Raw genomic sequence first — 16426 nt, forward strand, 5'->3', positions numbered from 1 at the left:
ACCAGGCACCGTTGCGCGCCGAAGTCTGCCCCGGTTGCAACAGCTATCTGAAGTTGCTCTATCTGGAGAACGATGCGGATGCCGAAGCGCTGTCGGCAGACCTGTCCAGCCTGATGCTCGACATGCGCCTGACCCAGGACGGTTATCAGCGTTTGGCGCCGAATCTGCTGCTGGCTCCGGGAGACGAATAAGCGCAGCGTCTACACTCTGGCGCGAGGGTCATTCGTTTTCAGGAGCGTCAGATGTCTGCACGCGGTGCCAGCCAACCCCTGCGTCTACCTTCCATCGACAGTTTGTTGCGGCACCCGGCGTGCCTGCCGTTGGCCGAGCGTTATGGACGCGACGCCTTGCTGAATACCTTGCGGCTTTTGCTGGATGAGTTACGCGAAGGGGTGCAGCAGGGTTTGCTCGAACCTGCAGAAGTCAGCGCCGAAGTGTTGGCGGGCAGGGTCGGCGAACGATTGGCAACCCAGCATCGCAGCCATGTGCGCCGGGTGTTCAACCTCACCKGCACGGTGCTGCACACCAACCTCGGGCGGGCGTTGTTGCCCGAAGAGGCGATTGAAGCAGTGCAAATGGCCGCGCGCTATCCGCTCAACCTGGAATTCGACCTGCGCAGCGGCAAGCGCGGTGACCGCGACGACCTGATCGAAGGCTTGATCCTCGAACTCACCGGCGCTGAAGCGGTGACCGTGGTCAACAACAATGCCGCAGCGGTCTTGCTGACCCTCCACAGCCTGGGCGCGCGCAAGGAGGGAATTATTTCCCGTGGCGAACTGATTGAAATCGGCGGCGCTTTCCGCATTCCCGACATCATGGCCCGCGCCGGGGTGAAGCTGGTTGAAGTCGGCACCACCAACCGCACCCATGCCCGTGACTACGAGGCCGCCATTGGCCCGCGCAGCGGTTTGATCATGCGCGTGCATGCGAGCAACTACAGCATTCAAGGCTTCACCACGCGTGTGGCGACGGCTGAACTGGCGCAAATTGCCCACCAACATGGACTGCCGTTGCTTGAAGACCTCGGCAGCGGCAGCCTGCTGGACCTGACCCGCTGGGGCTTGCCCGCCGAACCGACGGTACGCCAGGCGCTGCTCGATGGCGCGGACATCGTTACCTTCAGTGGCGACAAACTGCTTGGCGGGCCGCAAGCCGGGCTTATCGTCGGCCGCAAGGAATTGATCGCCAGGATCAAGAAAAACCCGCTCAAGCGTGCGCTGCGGGTCGACAAAATGACCCTCGCTGCGCTGGAAGCGGTGTTGGCTTTGTACCGCAACCCGGACCGACTCGCCGAGCGCTTGCCGAGCCTGCGCCTGTTGACCCGGCCACAGGCCGATATCCTCGTCCAGGCCGAGCGATTGCGGCCAGCGCTGGCCCAGGTGCTGGGTGAGGGCTGGAGCGTCAGTGCCATGCCGGCACTGGGCATGATCGGCAGCGGCAGCCAACCAGTGGCACGGCTGGCCAGTGCGGCGCTGTGTGTGCGACCACTCACCTCCAAGCGTTTGCGCGGGCGATCTTTGCTGAATCTTGAGGAGGCTTTGCGCGGTTTACCGATTGCGGTTCTCGGGCGCATTGACGATGACGCCCTGTGGCTGGACCTGCGGCAACTGGACGACGAGCCGGCATGGCTGACGCAGCTCGATCAATTACAAGTGGAGGGCCGGACAGGGTGATTGTCGGCACCGCAGGGCACATCGACCATGGCAAAACCGCGCTGCTCCAGGCGCTGACCGGTCAGGCGGGTGACCGGCGCCGGGAAGAGCGCGAGCGCGGTATGACCATCGACCTCGGCTACCTGTATGCCGCGCTGGAGCCGGGAGCGGGCCTGACCGGTTTCATCGATGTTCCCGGGCATGAGCGCTTCACCCACAACATGCTCGCCGGGGCGCAGGGCATCGATCTGGTGTTGTTGGTAGTGGCCGCCGATGACGGGGTGATGCCGCAGACCCGCGAGCACCTGGCGATTGTCCAGTTGCTGGGTATCCCCCGGGCATTGGTTGCGATCAGTAAGTGCGACCGGGTCGACAGCGCCCGAGTACAGGACGTGCGCGAGCAGATCCGTACCTTGCTGGCGCCCGGACCCTATGCCGATGCACCGCTGATTGCGCTGTCGAGCGTGACCGGCGAGGGTATCGAAACCTTGCGCCAACAATTGCTGCAATCCCAGCGTGAAGTTCAGCAACGCAGCACCGAAGGTGGTTTTCGCCTGGCGATCGATCGCGCCTTCAGCGTGGCCGGGGCCGGTATCGTGGTGACCGGCACGGCGCTGTCCGGCCAGGTCGCGGTGGGCGATACCCTGCTGTTGGGGCCACAAGGCAAACCGGTGCGCATTCGTGGCCTGCACGCGCAAAACCAGACCGCCGACCACGCCATTGCCGGCCAGCGCGTGGCGTTGAACCTGAGTGCCGAACGGCTGGCCCTGGAGCACATCCATCGCGGCCACTGGCTGCTGTCCGCCGGCTTGTACGCACCGACACAGCGCCTGGACATCGAGATGCAGTTACTCCCCGGCGAATCCCGCGCCTTCGAGCACTTTCAACCGGTGCACGTGCACCTCGGCACCCAGGACGTCATCGGTCGAGTCGCCTTGCTCGAAGGCACCGGCCTGGCGCCCGGTGGGCGGATGTTTGCGCAACTGTTGCTCAATACGCCGGTGCATGCGGTGAGAGGCGATCCGCTGGTCCTGCGCGATCAAAGTGCCCAACGTACGCTGGGTGGCGGCCGGGTGCTCGATCCGTTTGCACCCACCCGGCAACGCCGCAGCCCCGAACGATTGGCGCAGCTGGTCGCGCTGGCGAACAGCGCAACGCTGGAAGATGTATTGCCGGCATTGCTGGCCCATAGCGACAGCGGGATCGATCCGCAGCGCCTGGAACGGCAGTTCAACCGACCGCGCAGCAGTTGGGTGTTGCCCGCTGACGTGCGCTTGATCGACACCCGTCAAGGCGCGTTGCTGTTTAGTGCCAGTCGTTGGGAATCCTTGAAAGCGCCTTTGGTGGATCAGCTCGCGCGTTTCCATCTGCTCGAAYCGGATCAGATGGGGCCGGACCGGGATCGCCTGCGTCGATTCACCGGCAGCGCGCTGGAGCGCTCGACGTTTATCAGCCTGCTCGACGAGTTGCTGGCCAGCGGCGACATCGCCAGCAGCGGTCCGTGGTTGCATCTGCCCGGGCATCAGGTGCGCTTGAGTGAAACGGACGAAACCCTGTGGCTGCACTTGCAGCCGTTTTTCGAACAGGCCGGCTTCGACCCGCCGTGGGTGCGCGACCTGGGGCATGAGGAAGCGGACGTGCGCGATTTGCTGCGCAAAATGGCGCGCCTGGGCTTGATGCACCAGGTGGTGCGCGATCTGTTTTACACCGACAGCATGATCCACCGATTGGCGGCTATGCTGTTGCAACTGGCAGACGCCAACCCGGTGATTCAGGTGGCGGCGTTTCGTGATGCCGTGGGCCTGGGGCGCAAGCGCAGCATTCAGATACTGGAGTACTTCGACCGTATCGGTCTGACGCGACGCTTGGGTGATCGCCGGCAGATTCGCCTGGACAGTGCGTTGGCCCAGCACACAGAGCACTGATTCAAAGGCATGACTTCAAGGAAGGCAATCGCGCCCGGTGGCGCGGCCGGGCTTCAAACCCGGTTGGGGACGGCATCCGTTCCCGGGCAGGTTCGACTCCGGCTGCCTTCCGCCAATCAACCCCAAACTTTCTGACTCAACCCAATCCCTTGTGGGAGCGAGCCTGCTCGCGTCAGCCATGCGCGGTTAACATTCTCTGTTTGAATGCAACGGGATCGAATGGGCGAGGTTTTCCGCTGGATTCACCTTCCCAAAGGGCGGCACGGATCGTTTCGAGTTCAGCGCTGCGCTCCTGTTCACGTCGGATCAGATCGCGAATATATTCGCTGTCGTTGGTGTAATGGCCTGCTTCTATCTGCGCTTTGATCCAGTTGTCTTGCTGGTCAGTCACAGTGATGGTTTTTCGTACGGTTCCCATGATCGGGCCTCCACGGAGATGGTCGACTGCGTGCTACCAATCATACTATTGGTGCGGTATCGAGCAGGCGAGCTCTATTGCGATCCATCCAGTCCGAACAGAATTTGCAGCTTTGCGGCAAGCCCTAATGCCAGTCAGTTAAGCGAAATCTGTGTAGGAGCGAGCTTGCTTGCGAAAGCGGAGTATCAGTCAACATTGATGTTAAAGCTAACGGTCCCTTCGCGGGCAAGCCCGCTCCTACAGGTTTTGGGTCTTGACTGACTGGCATGACGGCAAGCCCGCTCCAACAATTGAATGCATTCCAAACATTGCCGAATGCTTTCCTCAGAACCCCAGCGGGTACTGAATCACTACATATATCCGGTCTATGTCATCACCCGCCTGCGCCTCATTGGCCCGGTGTGAAACGTGCGACACCTGCACTGACAGGTCCTTCGCCGCACCCGTTTGGACGATGTACTTCAAATCAATGTCTCGCTCCCAGTGTTTGCCCCCATCACCTTGTTGCGGCGCGAAGGTGCCGGTTGCCGGGTCGAACGGGTTGTAGGCCCCGCCTTGTGGCGCATGGGTGCCGTCGATATGGTCGCCGGTGACGTAGCGGGTCATGAACTTCAGGCCGGGTATCCCGAGTGCAGTCAGGTCCAGGTCGTAACGAACCTGCCAGGAGCGTTCGCGGGCGCCGTTGAAGTCGGCGTACTTGATTGAGTTGGCCAGGTAGATGGAGTCGCCACCGACGAAATCGAACGGTGTATCACCGTCGACCTTTTGATAAGCCAGGGTGAACCCATGGGCGCCCAGCGTGTATCGGCCGGACAGGCTGTACGCCGTATTGTCGATGGCACCGGCCAGCGCCTGACCGGTGTCCCGGGTGTGATACAGGTTGGCGTCGAGGAACACCCCGGACTGCTTGAAGTGCAGGTTGCCGTAGTACTGGTGCCAGGTGTCGGTCAACTCCGAGGCGTACAGGGYGCCGCCGACCGGGTTCTGGGTAAACAGGTCGGCGCCGACAAACGAAATGCCGCCGGCCTCGGTGTTGGCGCCATAACCGAAAAAGTTGCCCTTGCCTGAAGCACTGTCCTGATTCTTGAACGCCGTGAAGTGCCCGGCTTGCAGGTTCATGCCGTCGATTTCGCGGCTGTTGAGCAGAAAACCTGTGGCGTACTCCGGCTGCAGGCGCTTGTCCGCGGTGTCGAATACCGGGCTTTCGACCTCCATTTCACCAAACGCCAGGGTGGTTTTCGAAGCCTTGAGCTTGATCGCGCCGCCACCGCTGGAGTAGTCGTTTTCGCTGCGGCCGTCACTGCCCACCGGCAGCAATCCGGTCCCGGAATGGCCCTTGCCGCCATCGAGCTTCAATCCCAGAAAGGCATGGGCATCGAGGCCGAAGCCGACGGTTCCCGGCGTGAAGCCGGATGCAAAAGCGCCGATAAAACCTTGAGCCCATTCGGCTTTGTAGCTCTTGCCGGTCGGCGAGGGGGATCGATAGTCGCTGTTCAGATAGAAGTTTCGGCTGAGCACGCCAAGCGTCGCTGCGTCGAAAAATCCTTCTGCGCCTTGCGCCGATTCATCCGCCAGTGTGTGGGTAGCGAACAGGCAGAAGCACAGGGCAATCGTCACCCTGAAGTCTTGCGGGAAGAGAGTCATCAATGGCTCACCACAGGGGGTAGCGACTGCGATGATTCACTGTAGGAGCGAGCTTGCTCGCGATGGTCGTTAACGATAACGCGTGTTTACCGACTGAACGCGGCGCTATTGAGACCATCGCGAGCAAGCTCGCTCCTACAGGAGTCCGCCCGCAGGCGCTGGTTTTTCAATGGACCTTAATGGCCTTCGGATGCACCAAACATGGTTTTGGCGTAGATCAGGCCCAGACCGTAGGCACCGCCGTTGGCAATCGAGGTTTTCACCGTTTCGTCGTAGGTCTCGCCGCGCGCCCAGTCACGTTGCAGTTCCAGCAGGTATTGCAGCGAAGTCATCGGCCGGGCGCCGATCTGGATCATGCGCTGCATGGCCATTTCATGGGCTTCGGTGCTGACGTCGCCACAGGCGTCGGCAATCACATACACCTCGAAACCCTGGTCAATCGCCGACAACGCCGGGCCGACGATGCAAACGGACGTCCATAAGCCGGCGAGGACAATCTTCTGCTTGCCGATGGCATTGACTTGCACGGCAATGCGCTCGTCTTCCCAGGTGTTCATGCTGGTGCGATCGATGACGTTGTGTTCCGGGAACACAGCCTTGATTTCGTCGAAGATCGGCCCGGAAAAACTCTTCTCGGCGACGGTGGTGAGGATGGTCGAGACCTTGAAGCCACGGGCTGCCTTGGCCACCAGTGCGGCGTTGTTGCGCAGGGTCACGGCGTCGATCGACTTGGTCGCGAAGGACATCTGCGACTGGTGGTCGATCATGATCAGGGTGTGGTCGGTCGGGGTCAGCAGGGTTTTGCCGGGGGCTGCTTTTGCAATGGCCATGACAGGGTCCTTACGGGGTGAGTGAGGACGTCATGGTTACGTAGATCGAACCGGGAATATTGAATCGGTGTGCTGTCTTTGATGCCCGCTGCCCAACTGGTTTATGACTACGTCGAAGCCGACGCCGACGCAAGACCGATGGGTAGGCCAACAAGGAGTCGTTGCTGGTGTCGATCAACTTGAGTGAGATCCATTACTCGTAGCAAAAATTGTATTTTGGCGTAACCAGGTTTGATTACCTTGTTCTCGTCCTACAAATTAACTTCTCTTTTGTTGATTGACCCTGTGGGAAACTTCCGAAAGTGCCACAGGGGGATGGAGAATTAACTTCAGATGCTTCATCGTTTATCGACGGGGAGACAATAATTGTCTCTCCGGGTTACGGCTTCTATGTATTAAAAGGAATTTAAGGGCTGTGGATGGCAACTCTTCGTATAGAGTTGGTCGCCGTTCTGAATTCCAGTCTTATTTATCTTCGTGATGGTTCTTACTGTTACGCGGGTGTCAGGAGGAATGATGACTGCAAGTAGTTTTCAAAACGAAGTGCCCAAGGCTCGAGTTAATATCAAGCTCGATTTGCACACGGGCGGAGCACAGAAAAAAGTCGAGTTGCCACTGAAGTTGATGGTGATGGGCGACTACAGCAACGGTAAGGAGCAGCGCCCGCTGTCCGCAAGAAACAAAATGAACATTGACAAGAATAATTTCGACAGCGTTTTGTCCGAGTATTCCCCAGGCCTGAAGCTGGCAGTGGAAAATACGCTGGTCAATGACCACTGCGACACCTCTGTGGAATTGAGTTTTCGGGCCATGAAAGACTTTGAGCCGGAACAGGTGGCGCGGCAGATTCCACAGCTGCGTGCACTGTTGGCCATGCGCAACCTGCTGCGCGATCTCAAGTCGAACCTGCTGGACAACGCGACCTTTCGGCACGAGTTGGAACGTATTCTCAAAGATGATGCCCTGAGTGACGAACTGCGTGCCGAACTGGCTGCCCTGGCTCCAAAAGAAGTTCGTTAATATCCCTTCGGTTCGCTTCAAAGGAAAACTCTAAATGTCCGTTGAACATTCTTCCGCGCAATCGCGTGGCGATACAGTGTTGTCTGAAGAAAGCCAGGGTATATATAGCGCTTTGTTCAGCAAGATCAATCTGAGTCCAGTAGAAGAGTTGGCCGGTTTCGACGCCTTTCAGGACAATGAAGCATTGTCCGAGGCCTCTACCGATGAGCGCGTGACCGCCGCCGTCAGCGTTTTCCTGAACTTGCTCAAGCAGTCTTCACATAAAGTCGAGCGTCTGGACAAGGCACTGCTCGATGAGCACATTGCATCGTTGGACGAGCAGATCAGTCGCCAGCTCGATGCCGTCATGCACCATCCAGACTTCCAGCGCRTCGAGTCGACCTGGCGTGGCGTGAAATCGCTGATCGACCAAACCGATTTCCGCCGCAACGTTCGCATCGAGTTGCTGGATATCAGCAAGGATCATTTGATCCAGGACTTCGACGACGCACCGGAAATCGCCCAGAGCGGGTTGTATTTCCATACCTACATCCAGGAATACGACACGCCGGGTGGCGAACCGATCGCTGCAGCCATTTCCAATTATGAATTCGACCGCAGCCCTCAGGATGTTGCCTTGCTGCGTAATGTTTCCAAGGTGGCGGCGGCAGCACACATGCCGTTCATTGGTTCTGTCGGACCGGCTTTTTTCGGCAAGGAATCGATGGAAGAAGTGGCTGCGATCAAGGACATCGGCAACTACTTTGACCGCGCCGAATACATCAAGTGGAAAGCCTTTCGCGACAGTGACGATGCCCGTTACATCGGCCTGACCATGCCGCGGGTGCTCGGTCGTCTGCCTTACGGTCCTGACACCATTGCGGTGCGCAGCTTCAACTACATCGAAAGCGTCAAGGGGCCGGACCACGACAAGTACCTGTGGACCAACGCCTCGTTCGCTTTTGCCGCGAACATGGTCAAGAGCTTCATCAGCAACGGCTGGTGCGTGCAGATCCGTGGCCCACAGTCGGGTGGCGCGGTCACCGGCCTGCCGATTCATCTGTACGACCTGGGCACCGGCAATCAGGTGAAAATTCCCTCTGAGGTGATGATTCCCGAGACGCGTGAATTTGAATTCGCCAACCTCGGTTTCATTCCTTTGTCGTACTACAAGAATCGCGACTACGCGTGTTTCTTCTCAGCCAACTCCAGCCAGAAACCCGCCCTGTACGACACCGCCGACGCCACCGCAAACAGCCGTATCAACTCGCGTTTGCCGTACATATTCCTCCTGTCGCGCATCGCTCACTACTTGAAGATGATCCAGCGCGAGAACATCGGAACCACCAAGGATCGTCGCTTGCTGGAGCTTGAGCTCAACAAGTGGATCGGTGGGCTGGTCACCGAAATGACCGACCCCGGCGACGATTTGCAGGCTTCGCACCCGCTGCGTGAGGCGAAGGTGACGGTGGAAGACATCGACGACAACCCCGGCTTTTTCCGCGTCAAGTTGTACGCCGTGCCGCACTTTCAGGTGGAAGGCATGGACGTCAACCTGTCACTGGTTTCGCAGATGCCCAAGGCCAAAGCCTGAGTCTGTTCAAGCCCAAGTCATTTCGTAGGGAACGAATGTCATGAAGATCGACCGCCCCTTGTGGGCCGCGGGGGCGTTGCTGTCTCCGCAGCAATTCCAGCAGCAGGCGCGCTGGGAAGCCTGGACCAATGAGTGCCTTGCGCACCTGTCGTTGGTACACCCCTGGGGTGTACAAGCAGTGGAAGTTGATCTGCAGGCACTGCGCCTGGGCAAACTCAAACTGACCAGGCTGCACTTGCGCATGGCCGACGGCACCCTGGTCGATACCGATCATGTCGATCGCCTGCCTCCTGCACTGGAGTTGGCTCGGCAGCTGCCTGATGACAGTCAGAACGTCACGCTATTGCTGGCGTTGCCGCTGGAACAGGGCAATGGTAACAACTGCCTGTTCGACGGGGGCAGGGCCGATCGACCGATGCGCTATCGCCAGGCCTGGCGCAAGGTTCAAGACGTGTTCGCCGATGAGGTGCAATCAATCGGGGTGCTGGAGCACGCCTTGAGCTTGCGCCTGGAAAACGATGACAACGCCGATTACCTGACTTGCCCGATTGCCCGCCTGACACGCGACGGGCAGGGGGGCTGGATACTCGACCCGGGCTACGTACCGCCGTTGCTCAGCTTTGCTGCTCACCCGGGTTTGCTCACCCAACTGGACAACCTGTTGACCCAGTTGGCTGCCAAGCGTCAACGGCTTATGGGCATGCGGCGCGAGAGTAATCAGCGCATGGCGGACTTTGCGGTGGCCGATGTGTCGTTGTTCTGGCTGCTCAATGCCTTGAACAGCTATCAACCCGTGTTGGCTGACCTCAAAGCGCATCCGGGGCGCCATCCCGAACAGGTCTATCTGGAACTGGCCAGACTGGCCGGAAGCCTGCTGACCTTTTCGCTGGAACATGACATCGAGCAGATTCCTGCCTATCGGCACGAACACCTGGAAACCGTCTTCCCGCCGTTGATGAGCACGATTTCCACCTTGCTGGAAGCCAGCCTTCCGTCCCGGGTCATCGCCCTGGAGTTGCAGGAAACGGGCGCCAACCGCTGGCAAGTCAGTCTCAACGATGCCCGCTTGTGTGAGCCTGGCGGCGCGGACTTCTATCTGTCCGTGCGTTGTCGCCTGTCGGCCGCGCAGTTGCAGAGCCAGTTTCCTCGACTGTGCAAGATCGGTACGCCGGATGAGGTGGATCAGTTGATCAATGCTGCGCTGGACGGTGTGCCCATGCAGTCGCTCAGCCATGTGCCCGCCGCGATTCCACTGCGACTGGAAAATCAATACTTCGCCCTTGATCTCAATCATGCCAAGGGGCTGGCGATGCTGGCCGCGGGGGTCTGCGCACTGTATGTGCCGAGCACACTGGTCGAGGTCAAGCTTGAACTGTTTGCGGTGTTGCGCACATGAACGGAAAAACCGAAAAGCAAACCCGCTCACCGCTGAATATCGACGTCCTGTTGCAGGACAGCTACCTGCTGGTGGTTGAACTGCGCCAGGCTCGATCAGCGCAAGACAGCCCGGGGCTGTGGTCACGTTGTGCCGACCAGATCGAATACGTTCGCCAGGCTCTTGAACAGGCCGGTTTGAGTCGGCGCAGCATCGACTACATCAGCTACGCCCAATGCGCGTTGCTCGATGAAACCGTGCTCGGCCATACCAAGGGCGAAGATCATGCTTCCTGGGTCAGCGAACCCTTGCAGGCGAAATTCTTCAGCCGTCACCAGGCCGGTGAGTTTCTGTATGAAGACATGCGCGAAGTGCTGCGCGAGCCCGCACCGGATCGGCAGGTGCTGACGGCATTCCAGCGGGTATTGATGCTGGGTTTTCGCGGTCGCTATCGCGAGTTGAATGATCCTGATCGTCTGCAACTGCTGGCAGCGTTGAATGCGCAGGTTGCGCCACTGCAGCTCAACCATGGGTTAGCGACACAAGCGRGCATCGGCTACCGATCCGGCAGCTGGCGTTGGCAGCGCTCCCCGCTGGCCAATGTAGTGTTGGCGGGGTTGTTGCTCATGGGGATCTGGCTGGGACTCGATCACCTGTTGGGTGGCGTCATCGCCAACCTCCAGCCAGGCCAGGCGTGAGTAACCGATGACGTACAAACTCAATCGACTCCTCTGGCTTTGGGCCGGCACGCTTGTCCTGGCATTGCTAGCCATCATCCCGCTGACGGCCTGGACACGTGCAACGGCGGTTTTGCTCGTGGTGTGCGTTGCCATCGCGGTCTGGATCAGGATCGGGCGGCGGGCCAAGCGTCAAGCCGGGTCACTGGTGCTGACCGCTAACCTGACGCTGCCACCGGCGGATTATTGTCAGCCGGTGGTGTTGGTCTGTGGTGATGGCCTGGACGGTCTGTTCGGCCCAGTTGCCGATGATTCGCTGGCGTTGCGCAAGACCGGGCAAGGTTGCTACCTGCGGGTGCCAGATCTGATGCAACTGCCGGAGCTGATAGATGGCGTATTGGCCCGTCGACCAGCATGGAGCGGGCAGCTTGCTGTCATGTTCGTTTCCAACCCGGGCGAGCATGGCGACCGCGCCGTGCTGGCAGGACAGGTGCGGGCTTTTTGTCATCAGATTGCCTTGGTTCGCAAACGCGGGATTCCATTGCCGATGTTGCTGGTCAGTTACCTGCAAGCTTCGCAGGGCGAGGGGGCCTGGTTCAGTTGGGAGGCGGGCCAGACCAGCCCCGAGGTCCGTGAGGCCGGGATGCATGCCAGTCTGGTCGATTGGCAGCAACTGGCGGTTGACGATGTAACGCGTATGGCGCGCATGCATGCCAGCGTTCAAGTGAGCAGCGTTGCGGCATGGCTGGAAGAGGCGGTACTGCCGGACCTGGCCGCGCGTGACCGCCGCCATTCGATCAGCCCCGCGGTGGCCATTGCCATCACGCTGGTGCCGGTGTTGCCGCAGACCGTGACGGGGAACCTCTGGCAACAATGGCTGCGCGACAAGCTGTCGCTGTCAGTCGACCGGCAGGTACAGATCRCAGCCGCGGCGCCACTGCCATTCCCTGACCCGTTGCTGCAATTGCTGCCCATCCGTATCCAGCGAACGCCGATACGCCGGGCGGGGGTGATTGCGCTGTGGCTGTTTGTGGCCGCGACTGTGATTGCCTTGGCCAGTTCGGCCTGGCAGAACACGTTGCTGGCGCGTCAGGTCACCGATGACCTGCGTCGCTACACCTCCATGGCGCAATCGACCCCTTTCGACCAGACCGGGATTGTCCAGCGCGAAGTGGCATTGACGACGCTTCGCCAGCACGCCGAGCGTCTGGACAACTATTACCGTCATGGTGCTCCGCTGAAGTTGGGTCTGGGCCTGTATCGCGGCGAACGATTGCGTGCGCCGGTGCTGACGGCGATTGCCAGTCACCGCCCCCCGCCGTCAGCGCCCCTCGCGGTAAAAGTCGCCAAAGCGGTACGTCTGGACAGCTTGTCTCTTTTCAACAGCGGCAGCGCCGCGCTCAAGCCAGAGTCAACCAAAGTGCTGATCAATGCCCTGGTGGACATCAAGGCCCAGCCGGGATGGCTGATCGTCATCGCCGGGCATACCGATGCGTCGGGCAATGACGCGCAAAACCTTCTGCTGTCCCGGACTCGCGCGGCGGCGGTGCGGGACTGGATGCAACGCATGGGCGACCTCCCCGACAGTTGTTTTGCTGTCCAGGGCTTCGGCGCCAGGCAGCCGATCGCCAGCAATGACACCGAGGTGGGGCGCACTGCCAACCGTCGAGTCGATATCCGCCTGGTACCGGAAGCGGGGGCTTGCTCGCATTCCCCAACGATACCGGGCTGACAACCCCAGTCGCGTCACGCGGCATTCATGTTATTGGAAAAGGAGCTTCACATGGCAATTCCCATTTATCTCTGGCTGCAAGATGACGGCGGCGCGAGCATCAAAGGTTCGGTGAACGTGCAAAAACGCGAGGGCAGCATTGAGGTGCTGACCCAGGATCACAGCCTGTACATCCCCACCGACAACAACACCGGCAAGTTGACCGGTGCCCGGGTCCATGCCCCGTTTCTGTTCACCAAGGAAATCGATGCCTCCAGCCCGTATCTGTACAAGGCGGTGACCACTGGCCAGACCCTCAAGAGCGCCGAGTTCAAGTGGTATCGCATTGACGACGCAGGCCAAGAAGTCGAGTACTTCGTGACTCAACTCGAAAACGTCAAGGTAGTGAAAGTCGCGCCAAAAATGCACGACGTCAAAGACCCTTCGAAGGAGAAGCACAACCACCTGGAATTGATTGAGCTGCGTTACGACAAAATCACCTGGACCTTCGTCGCCGGCAACATCATCCACAGCGATTCCTGGAACGAACGCCAGAGCGCCTGACGCGAAAGCACCAGCAGGCAGAACGCTGCCTGCTGGTCTTGAGCGTATCGGCTTGAGCGCCCGTCAGCAGACGCTCAAGCCGGCACATCGAGCTTCAAGCCCACCACCGGCAATACGCCAGGAATTCAGCACAAGGACGCCCCGCATGGCCCATCACTCCACCCGTTTGCTTCGCCGCCTCAATCCTTACTGCGCCCAGGCCTTGAGCGCGGCGGCATCGCTGTGCCAAAGCCGCGCCCACGGGCAGATCAGCATCGAGCACTGGCTACTCAAACTGCTGGAGCAGGGCGAGGGAGACCTGACGCTCATTGCGCGCCGTTACGAATGGGACATCGACGCCCTCTGGCACGGGCTGCTCGAGCATCTCGACAGCTTGCCGCGCAGCGTGCAGGGCAAACCGCAGCTGTGCGGCAAGTTACAGCAATTGATCAAGAACGCCTGGCTGCGTGCATCGCTGGACGACGACAATGACAGCCTGCGCTCGGCCCACCTGCTCGGTGCGCTGCTGGAGACCCCGACACTGTTGGCCTGTGAAGCGGCCTGGCCGATGCTCAGTCTCGCTCCGGTGCAATTGCAGCATTTGCTCCCGCTGCTGGACCAGCACTCCGAAGAACGACCGCACCTGCAACAGGAGCAGGCGCTGGATCGCAAGGCGGTGATCCTCGACAACTCATCGAGTGCTCAACGGTGCGATGCATTGAAGGCGGTGCTGGACAAGTTCACCCAGGACCTGACCGCCAAGGCCCGGGAGGGCGGCATCGACCCGGTGTTCGGGCGTGACGATGAAATCCGTCAGGTCATCGACATCCTCAGCCGCCGGCGCAAGAACAACCCACTGCTGGTGGGGGAACCGGGGGTCGGCAAGACTGCGCTGGTCGAGGGCCTGGCCTTGCGCATCGCCGAGGGCAATGTGCCCGACAGCCTCAAGCCGGTCAGCGTGCGCACCCTCGATCTGGGCCTGTTGCAAGCCGGAGCCGGGGTCAAGGGCGAGTTCGAACAACGCCTGAAAAACGTCATCGAGGCCGTGCAGCAATCAGAAACTCCGGTCCTGCTGTTCATCGACGAAGCCCATACCCTGATCGGTGCCGGCAACCAGGCCGGTGGTGCCGATGCGGCAAATCTGCTCAAGCCGGCCCTGGCTCGCGGAGAATTGCGCACCATCGCGGCCACCACCTGGAGTGAGTACAAACAGTACTTTGAGCGCGATGCCGCTCTTGAGCGACGGTTCCAGAGGGTCAAGGTCGACGAACCGGACGATGCCAGTGCCTGCCTCATGTTGCGCGGCCTCAAAGCCCGCTACGCCAGCTACCACGGCGTGCACATCGAAGACGCGGCGGTAGAGGCGGCGGTCAGCCTGTCGCGGCGTTATCTGACGGGTCGCCAGTTGCCGGACAAGGCTGTCGACCTGCTCGACACCGCCAGCGCACGGGTACGCATGAGCCTTGACTGCGAACCGCAGGTGCTGGTGCGCCTCAAAGCCCGAATGGCTGCCCTGGACCTGGAGCGCCAGGCACGGCAAGAGGATCAGCAACTGAGCGGCGACGTCACCGATCAACGGATCGCCCTGATCGCGCAGCAATACGCGCAATTGCAGCGGGAACAAATCGACCTGGTGCGGCAATACCAGAACGAGCTCGAACTGACCCGACAGCTGCTCGACGCACGCCAGGCCGAACCACCACGGATGGAACACTGCGCCCGGTTGCAGCGACAACTGAGTGAGATTCAGGGCAATCAGCCGCTGCTTTTGCTCGACGTAAACCCGCGCAGCGTGGCTGAAGTGATCGCTGACTGGACCGGCGTGCCGCTGGGCAGCCTGCTCAAGGATGAACAAGCCAACCTGCTGGAACTGGAACAGCAACTCAGCGAACGGGTGATTGGCCAACCCCATGCCCTCAGTGCCATGGCCCAACGCCTGCGCGCGGCCAAGACCGGCCTGACTGACGAAAAGACGCCTTTGGGCGTGTTCCTGCTGGTGGGCACCAGCGGAGTCGGCAAGACCGAAACGGCCCTGGCCCTGGCCGACAGCCTGTTCGGTGGCGAAAAGTCACTGATCACGATCAATCTTTCTGAATACCAGGAAGCCCATACCGTCAGCCAGCTCAAGGGCTCGCCGCCCGGCTACGTCGGCTACGGGCAGGGCGGGGTGCTCACCGAGGCCGTACGCCAACGACCCTATAGCGTCGTGCTGCTCGACGAGGTGGAGAAAGCCCATCGTGACGTGCTTGACCTGTTTTATCAGGTGTTCGATCGCGGCTGCATGCGCGACGGCGAAGGCCGCGAAATCGACTTTCGCAACACCGTCATTCTCATGACCTCCAACCTGGGGAGTGATGAGCTGCAAGGTTTCTTGCAGGAGCAACCCGAAGCCTCGGACAGCACCTTGCACGAACTGCTACGGCCCATTTTACGCGAGCATTTTCAGCCGGCCTTGTTGGCCCGCTTCCAGACGCTGATCTATCGACCGCTGCAAGCCGAGGCCCTCAAAGGCATCGTCGCCATCAAGCTCGCCCAGGTCGGCAAACGCTTGCAGCGTCACTACGCACTGCACTGCCGGATCGAAGTCGCGCTCAACGACGCCCTGGTCGCCGCCTGCCTGTTGCCCGATACCGGCGCCCGCAACATCGACAGCCTGCTTGACCAGCAGATTCTGCCGGTGCTCAGCCAACAGTTGTTGCAGCGTCAGGCCGCTGGGCAGAGCACCCATGGCGTGACTTTGGGTTACAGCGACGAAGAGGGGATCACCCTGCAATTCACCAACACGCTGGATAGCGCGGCGAACACCGCCATGGAGGTCTGAACATGCTCAACGAACTGCGCACTTTCTTCGACCACAGCCGCCACACACTCTGGGTCCGCGAGCTGGACGCCCCCCTCAACGTCCTGGCCTTCCACGGCGAAGAGCACCTCAGCCAACCCTTCAGCTACTACATCGAGTTCACCTCCAGCGAGCTCGACATCGACGCCGAACGCCTGCTCGGCCAACCCGCCAGCTTCAGCCTGCATGCGCTGCCGGAAAAGGTCTCGTCCCTGATCT

Annotated in this window: 13 protein-coding genes, 1 tRNA gene and 1 pseudogene; 12 read left to right on the plus strand and 3 right to left on the minus strand. The window is 60.3% G+C overall.

Annotation, left to right across the window (positions count from 1 at the left end; translation table 11 throughout):
- From AC1DVH_RS17045 to AC1DVH_RS17060, 4 genes and pseudogenes are all read left to right on the plus strand, one after another.
- Positions 1-191, plus strand: a pseudogene (locus AC1DVH_RS17045) (formate dehydrogenase accessory protein FdhE); the annotation flags it as partial.
- 51 nt (positions 192-242) lie between these two features.
- Positions 243-1673, plus strand: coding sequence for an L-seryl-tRNA(Sec) selenium transferase (gene selA, locus AC1DVH_RS17050; RefSeq protein WP_477754795.1), 1431 nt, complete (start codon positions 243-245; stop codon positions 1671-1673).
- On the plus strand, positions 1670-3577 hold the full coding sequence (gene selB, locus AC1DVH_RS17055; RefSeq protein WP_477754807.1) for a selenocysteine-specific translation elongation factor: 1908 nt from the start codon (positions 1670-1672) through the stop codon (positions 3575-3577). Before selA ends, selB begins: the two co-directional genes overlap by 4 nt.
- 19 nt (positions 3578-3596) lie before the next feature.
- Positions 3597-3692, plus strand: a tRNA-Sec gene (locus tag AC1DVH_RS17060).
- A 57-nt stretch (positions 3693-3749) separates the two neighbouring features.
- On the opposite strand, the gene AC1DVH_RS17065 is transcribed toward AC1DVH_RS17060, so the two are convergent.
- The 3 genes from AC1DVH_RS17065 to AC1DVH_RS17075 form a co-directional block, all read right to left on the minus strand.
- Positions 3750-3995 carry a type II toxin-antitoxin system ParD family antitoxin gene (locus tag AC1DVH_RS17065; protein WP_477754796.1) on the minus strand — a complete coding sequence of 82 codons (246 nt, stop codon included), beginning with the start codon at positions 3993-3995 and terminating at the stop codon, positions 3750-3752.
- Positions 3996-4319: 324 nt separating this feature from the next.
- Positions 4320-5639, minus strand: coding sequence for an OprD family porin (locus AC1DVH_RS17070; RefSeq protein WP_477754797.1), 1320 nt, complete (start codon positions 5637-5639; stop codon positions 4320-4322).
- 176 nt (positions 5640-5815) lie between these two features.
- Complete coding sequence (locus tag AC1DVH_RS17075; protein ID WP_477754798.1) at positions 5816-6469, minus strand: hydrolase; 654 nt, start codon at positions 6467-6469, stop codon at positions 5816-5818.
- Between the two features lie 516 nt (positions 6470-6985).
- Here AC1DVH_RS17075 and tssB point away from each other — a divergent pair.
- From tssB to AC1DVH_RS17115, 8 genes are all read left to right on the plus strand, one after another.
- Positions 6986-7489, plus strand: coding sequence for a type VI secretion system contractile sheath small subunit (gene tssB, locus AC1DVH_RS17080; RefSeq protein WP_477754799.1), 504 nt, complete (start codon positions 6986-6988; stop codon positions 7487-7489).
- Between the two features lie 34 nt (positions 7490-7523).
- Positions 7524-9062, plus strand: a complete 1539-nt coding sequence (gene tssC / locus AC1DVH_RS17085) for a type VI secretion system contractile sheath large subunit (RefSeq protein ID WP_477754800.1) — start codon at positions 7524-7526, stop codon at positions 9060-9062.
- A 40-nt stretch (positions 9063-9102) separates the two neighbouring features.
- On the plus strand, positions 9103-10458 hold the full coding sequence (tssK, locus tag AC1DVH_RS17090) for a type VI secretion system baseplate subunit TssK (RefSeq protein WP_477754801.1): 1356 nt from the start codon (positions 9103-9105) through the stop codon (positions 10456-10458).
- Positions 10455-11135 carry a type VI secretion system protein TssL, short form gene (tssL, locus tag AC1DVH_RS17095; RefSeq protein WP_477754802.1) on the plus strand — a complete coding sequence of 227 codons (681 nt, stop codon included), beginning with the start codon at positions 10455-10457 and terminating at the stop codon, positions 11133-11135. Before tssK ends, tssL begins: the two co-directional genes overlap by 4 nt.
- A 7-nt stretch (positions 11136-11142) precedes the next feature.
- Positions 11143-12846, plus strand: a complete 1704-nt coding sequence (locus AC1DVH_RS17100; RefSeq protein ID WP_477754803.1) for an OmpA family protein — start codon at positions 11143-11145, stop codon at positions 12844-12846.
- 51 nt (positions 12847-12897) lie between these two features.
- The gene (locus tag AC1DVH_RS17105; protein WP_477754804.1) at positions 12898-13389 is read left to right on the plus strand and encodes an Hcp family type VI secretion system effector; all 492 of its coding nucleotides are present in this window, start codon (positions 12898-12900) and stop codon (positions 13387-13389) included.
- Between the two features lie 145 nt (positions 13390-13534).
- Positions 13535-16189, plus strand: a complete 2655-nt coding sequence (gene tssH / locus AC1DVH_RS17110) for a type VI secretion system ATPase TssH (protein WP_477754805.1) — start codon at positions 13535-13537, stop codon at positions 16187-16189.
- 2 nt (positions 16190-16191) lie between these two features.
- Positions 16192-16426: hypothetical protein (locus AC1DVH_RS17115; RefSeq protein WP_477754806.1), on the plus strand; the 235-nt coding region annotated here is incomplete at its 3' end.

It is taken from the genome of Pseudomonas sp. P4_C3 (assembly GCF_056402075.1).

Bases quoted from the DNA above. Each gene is read 5' to 3' on its own strand.
- tssK (WP_477754801.1), top strand. From the start codon at position 9,103: ATGAAGATCGACCGCCCCTTGTGGGCCGCGGGGGCGTTGCTGTCTCCG.
- AC1DVH_RS17105 (WP_477754804.1), top strand. From the start codon at position 12,898: ATGGCAATTCCCATTTATCTCTGGCTGCAAGATGACGGCGGCGCGAGC.
- AC1DVH_RS17065 (WP_477754796.1), bottom strand. From the start codon at position 3,995: ATGGGAACCGTACGAAAAACCATCACTGTGACTGACCAGCAAGACAAC.
- tssB (WP_477754799.1), top strand. From the start codon at position 6,986: ATGACTGCAAGTAGTTTTCAAAACGAAGTGCCCAAGGCTCGAGTTAAT.
- tssH (WP_477754805.1), top strand. From the start codon at position 13,535: ATGGCCCATCACTCCACCCGTTTGCTTCGCCGCCTCAATCCTTACTGC.
- AC1DVH_RS17075 (WP_477754798.1), bottom strand. From the start codon at position 6,469: ATGGCCATTGCAAAAGCAGCCCCCGGCAAAACCCTGCTGACCCCGACC.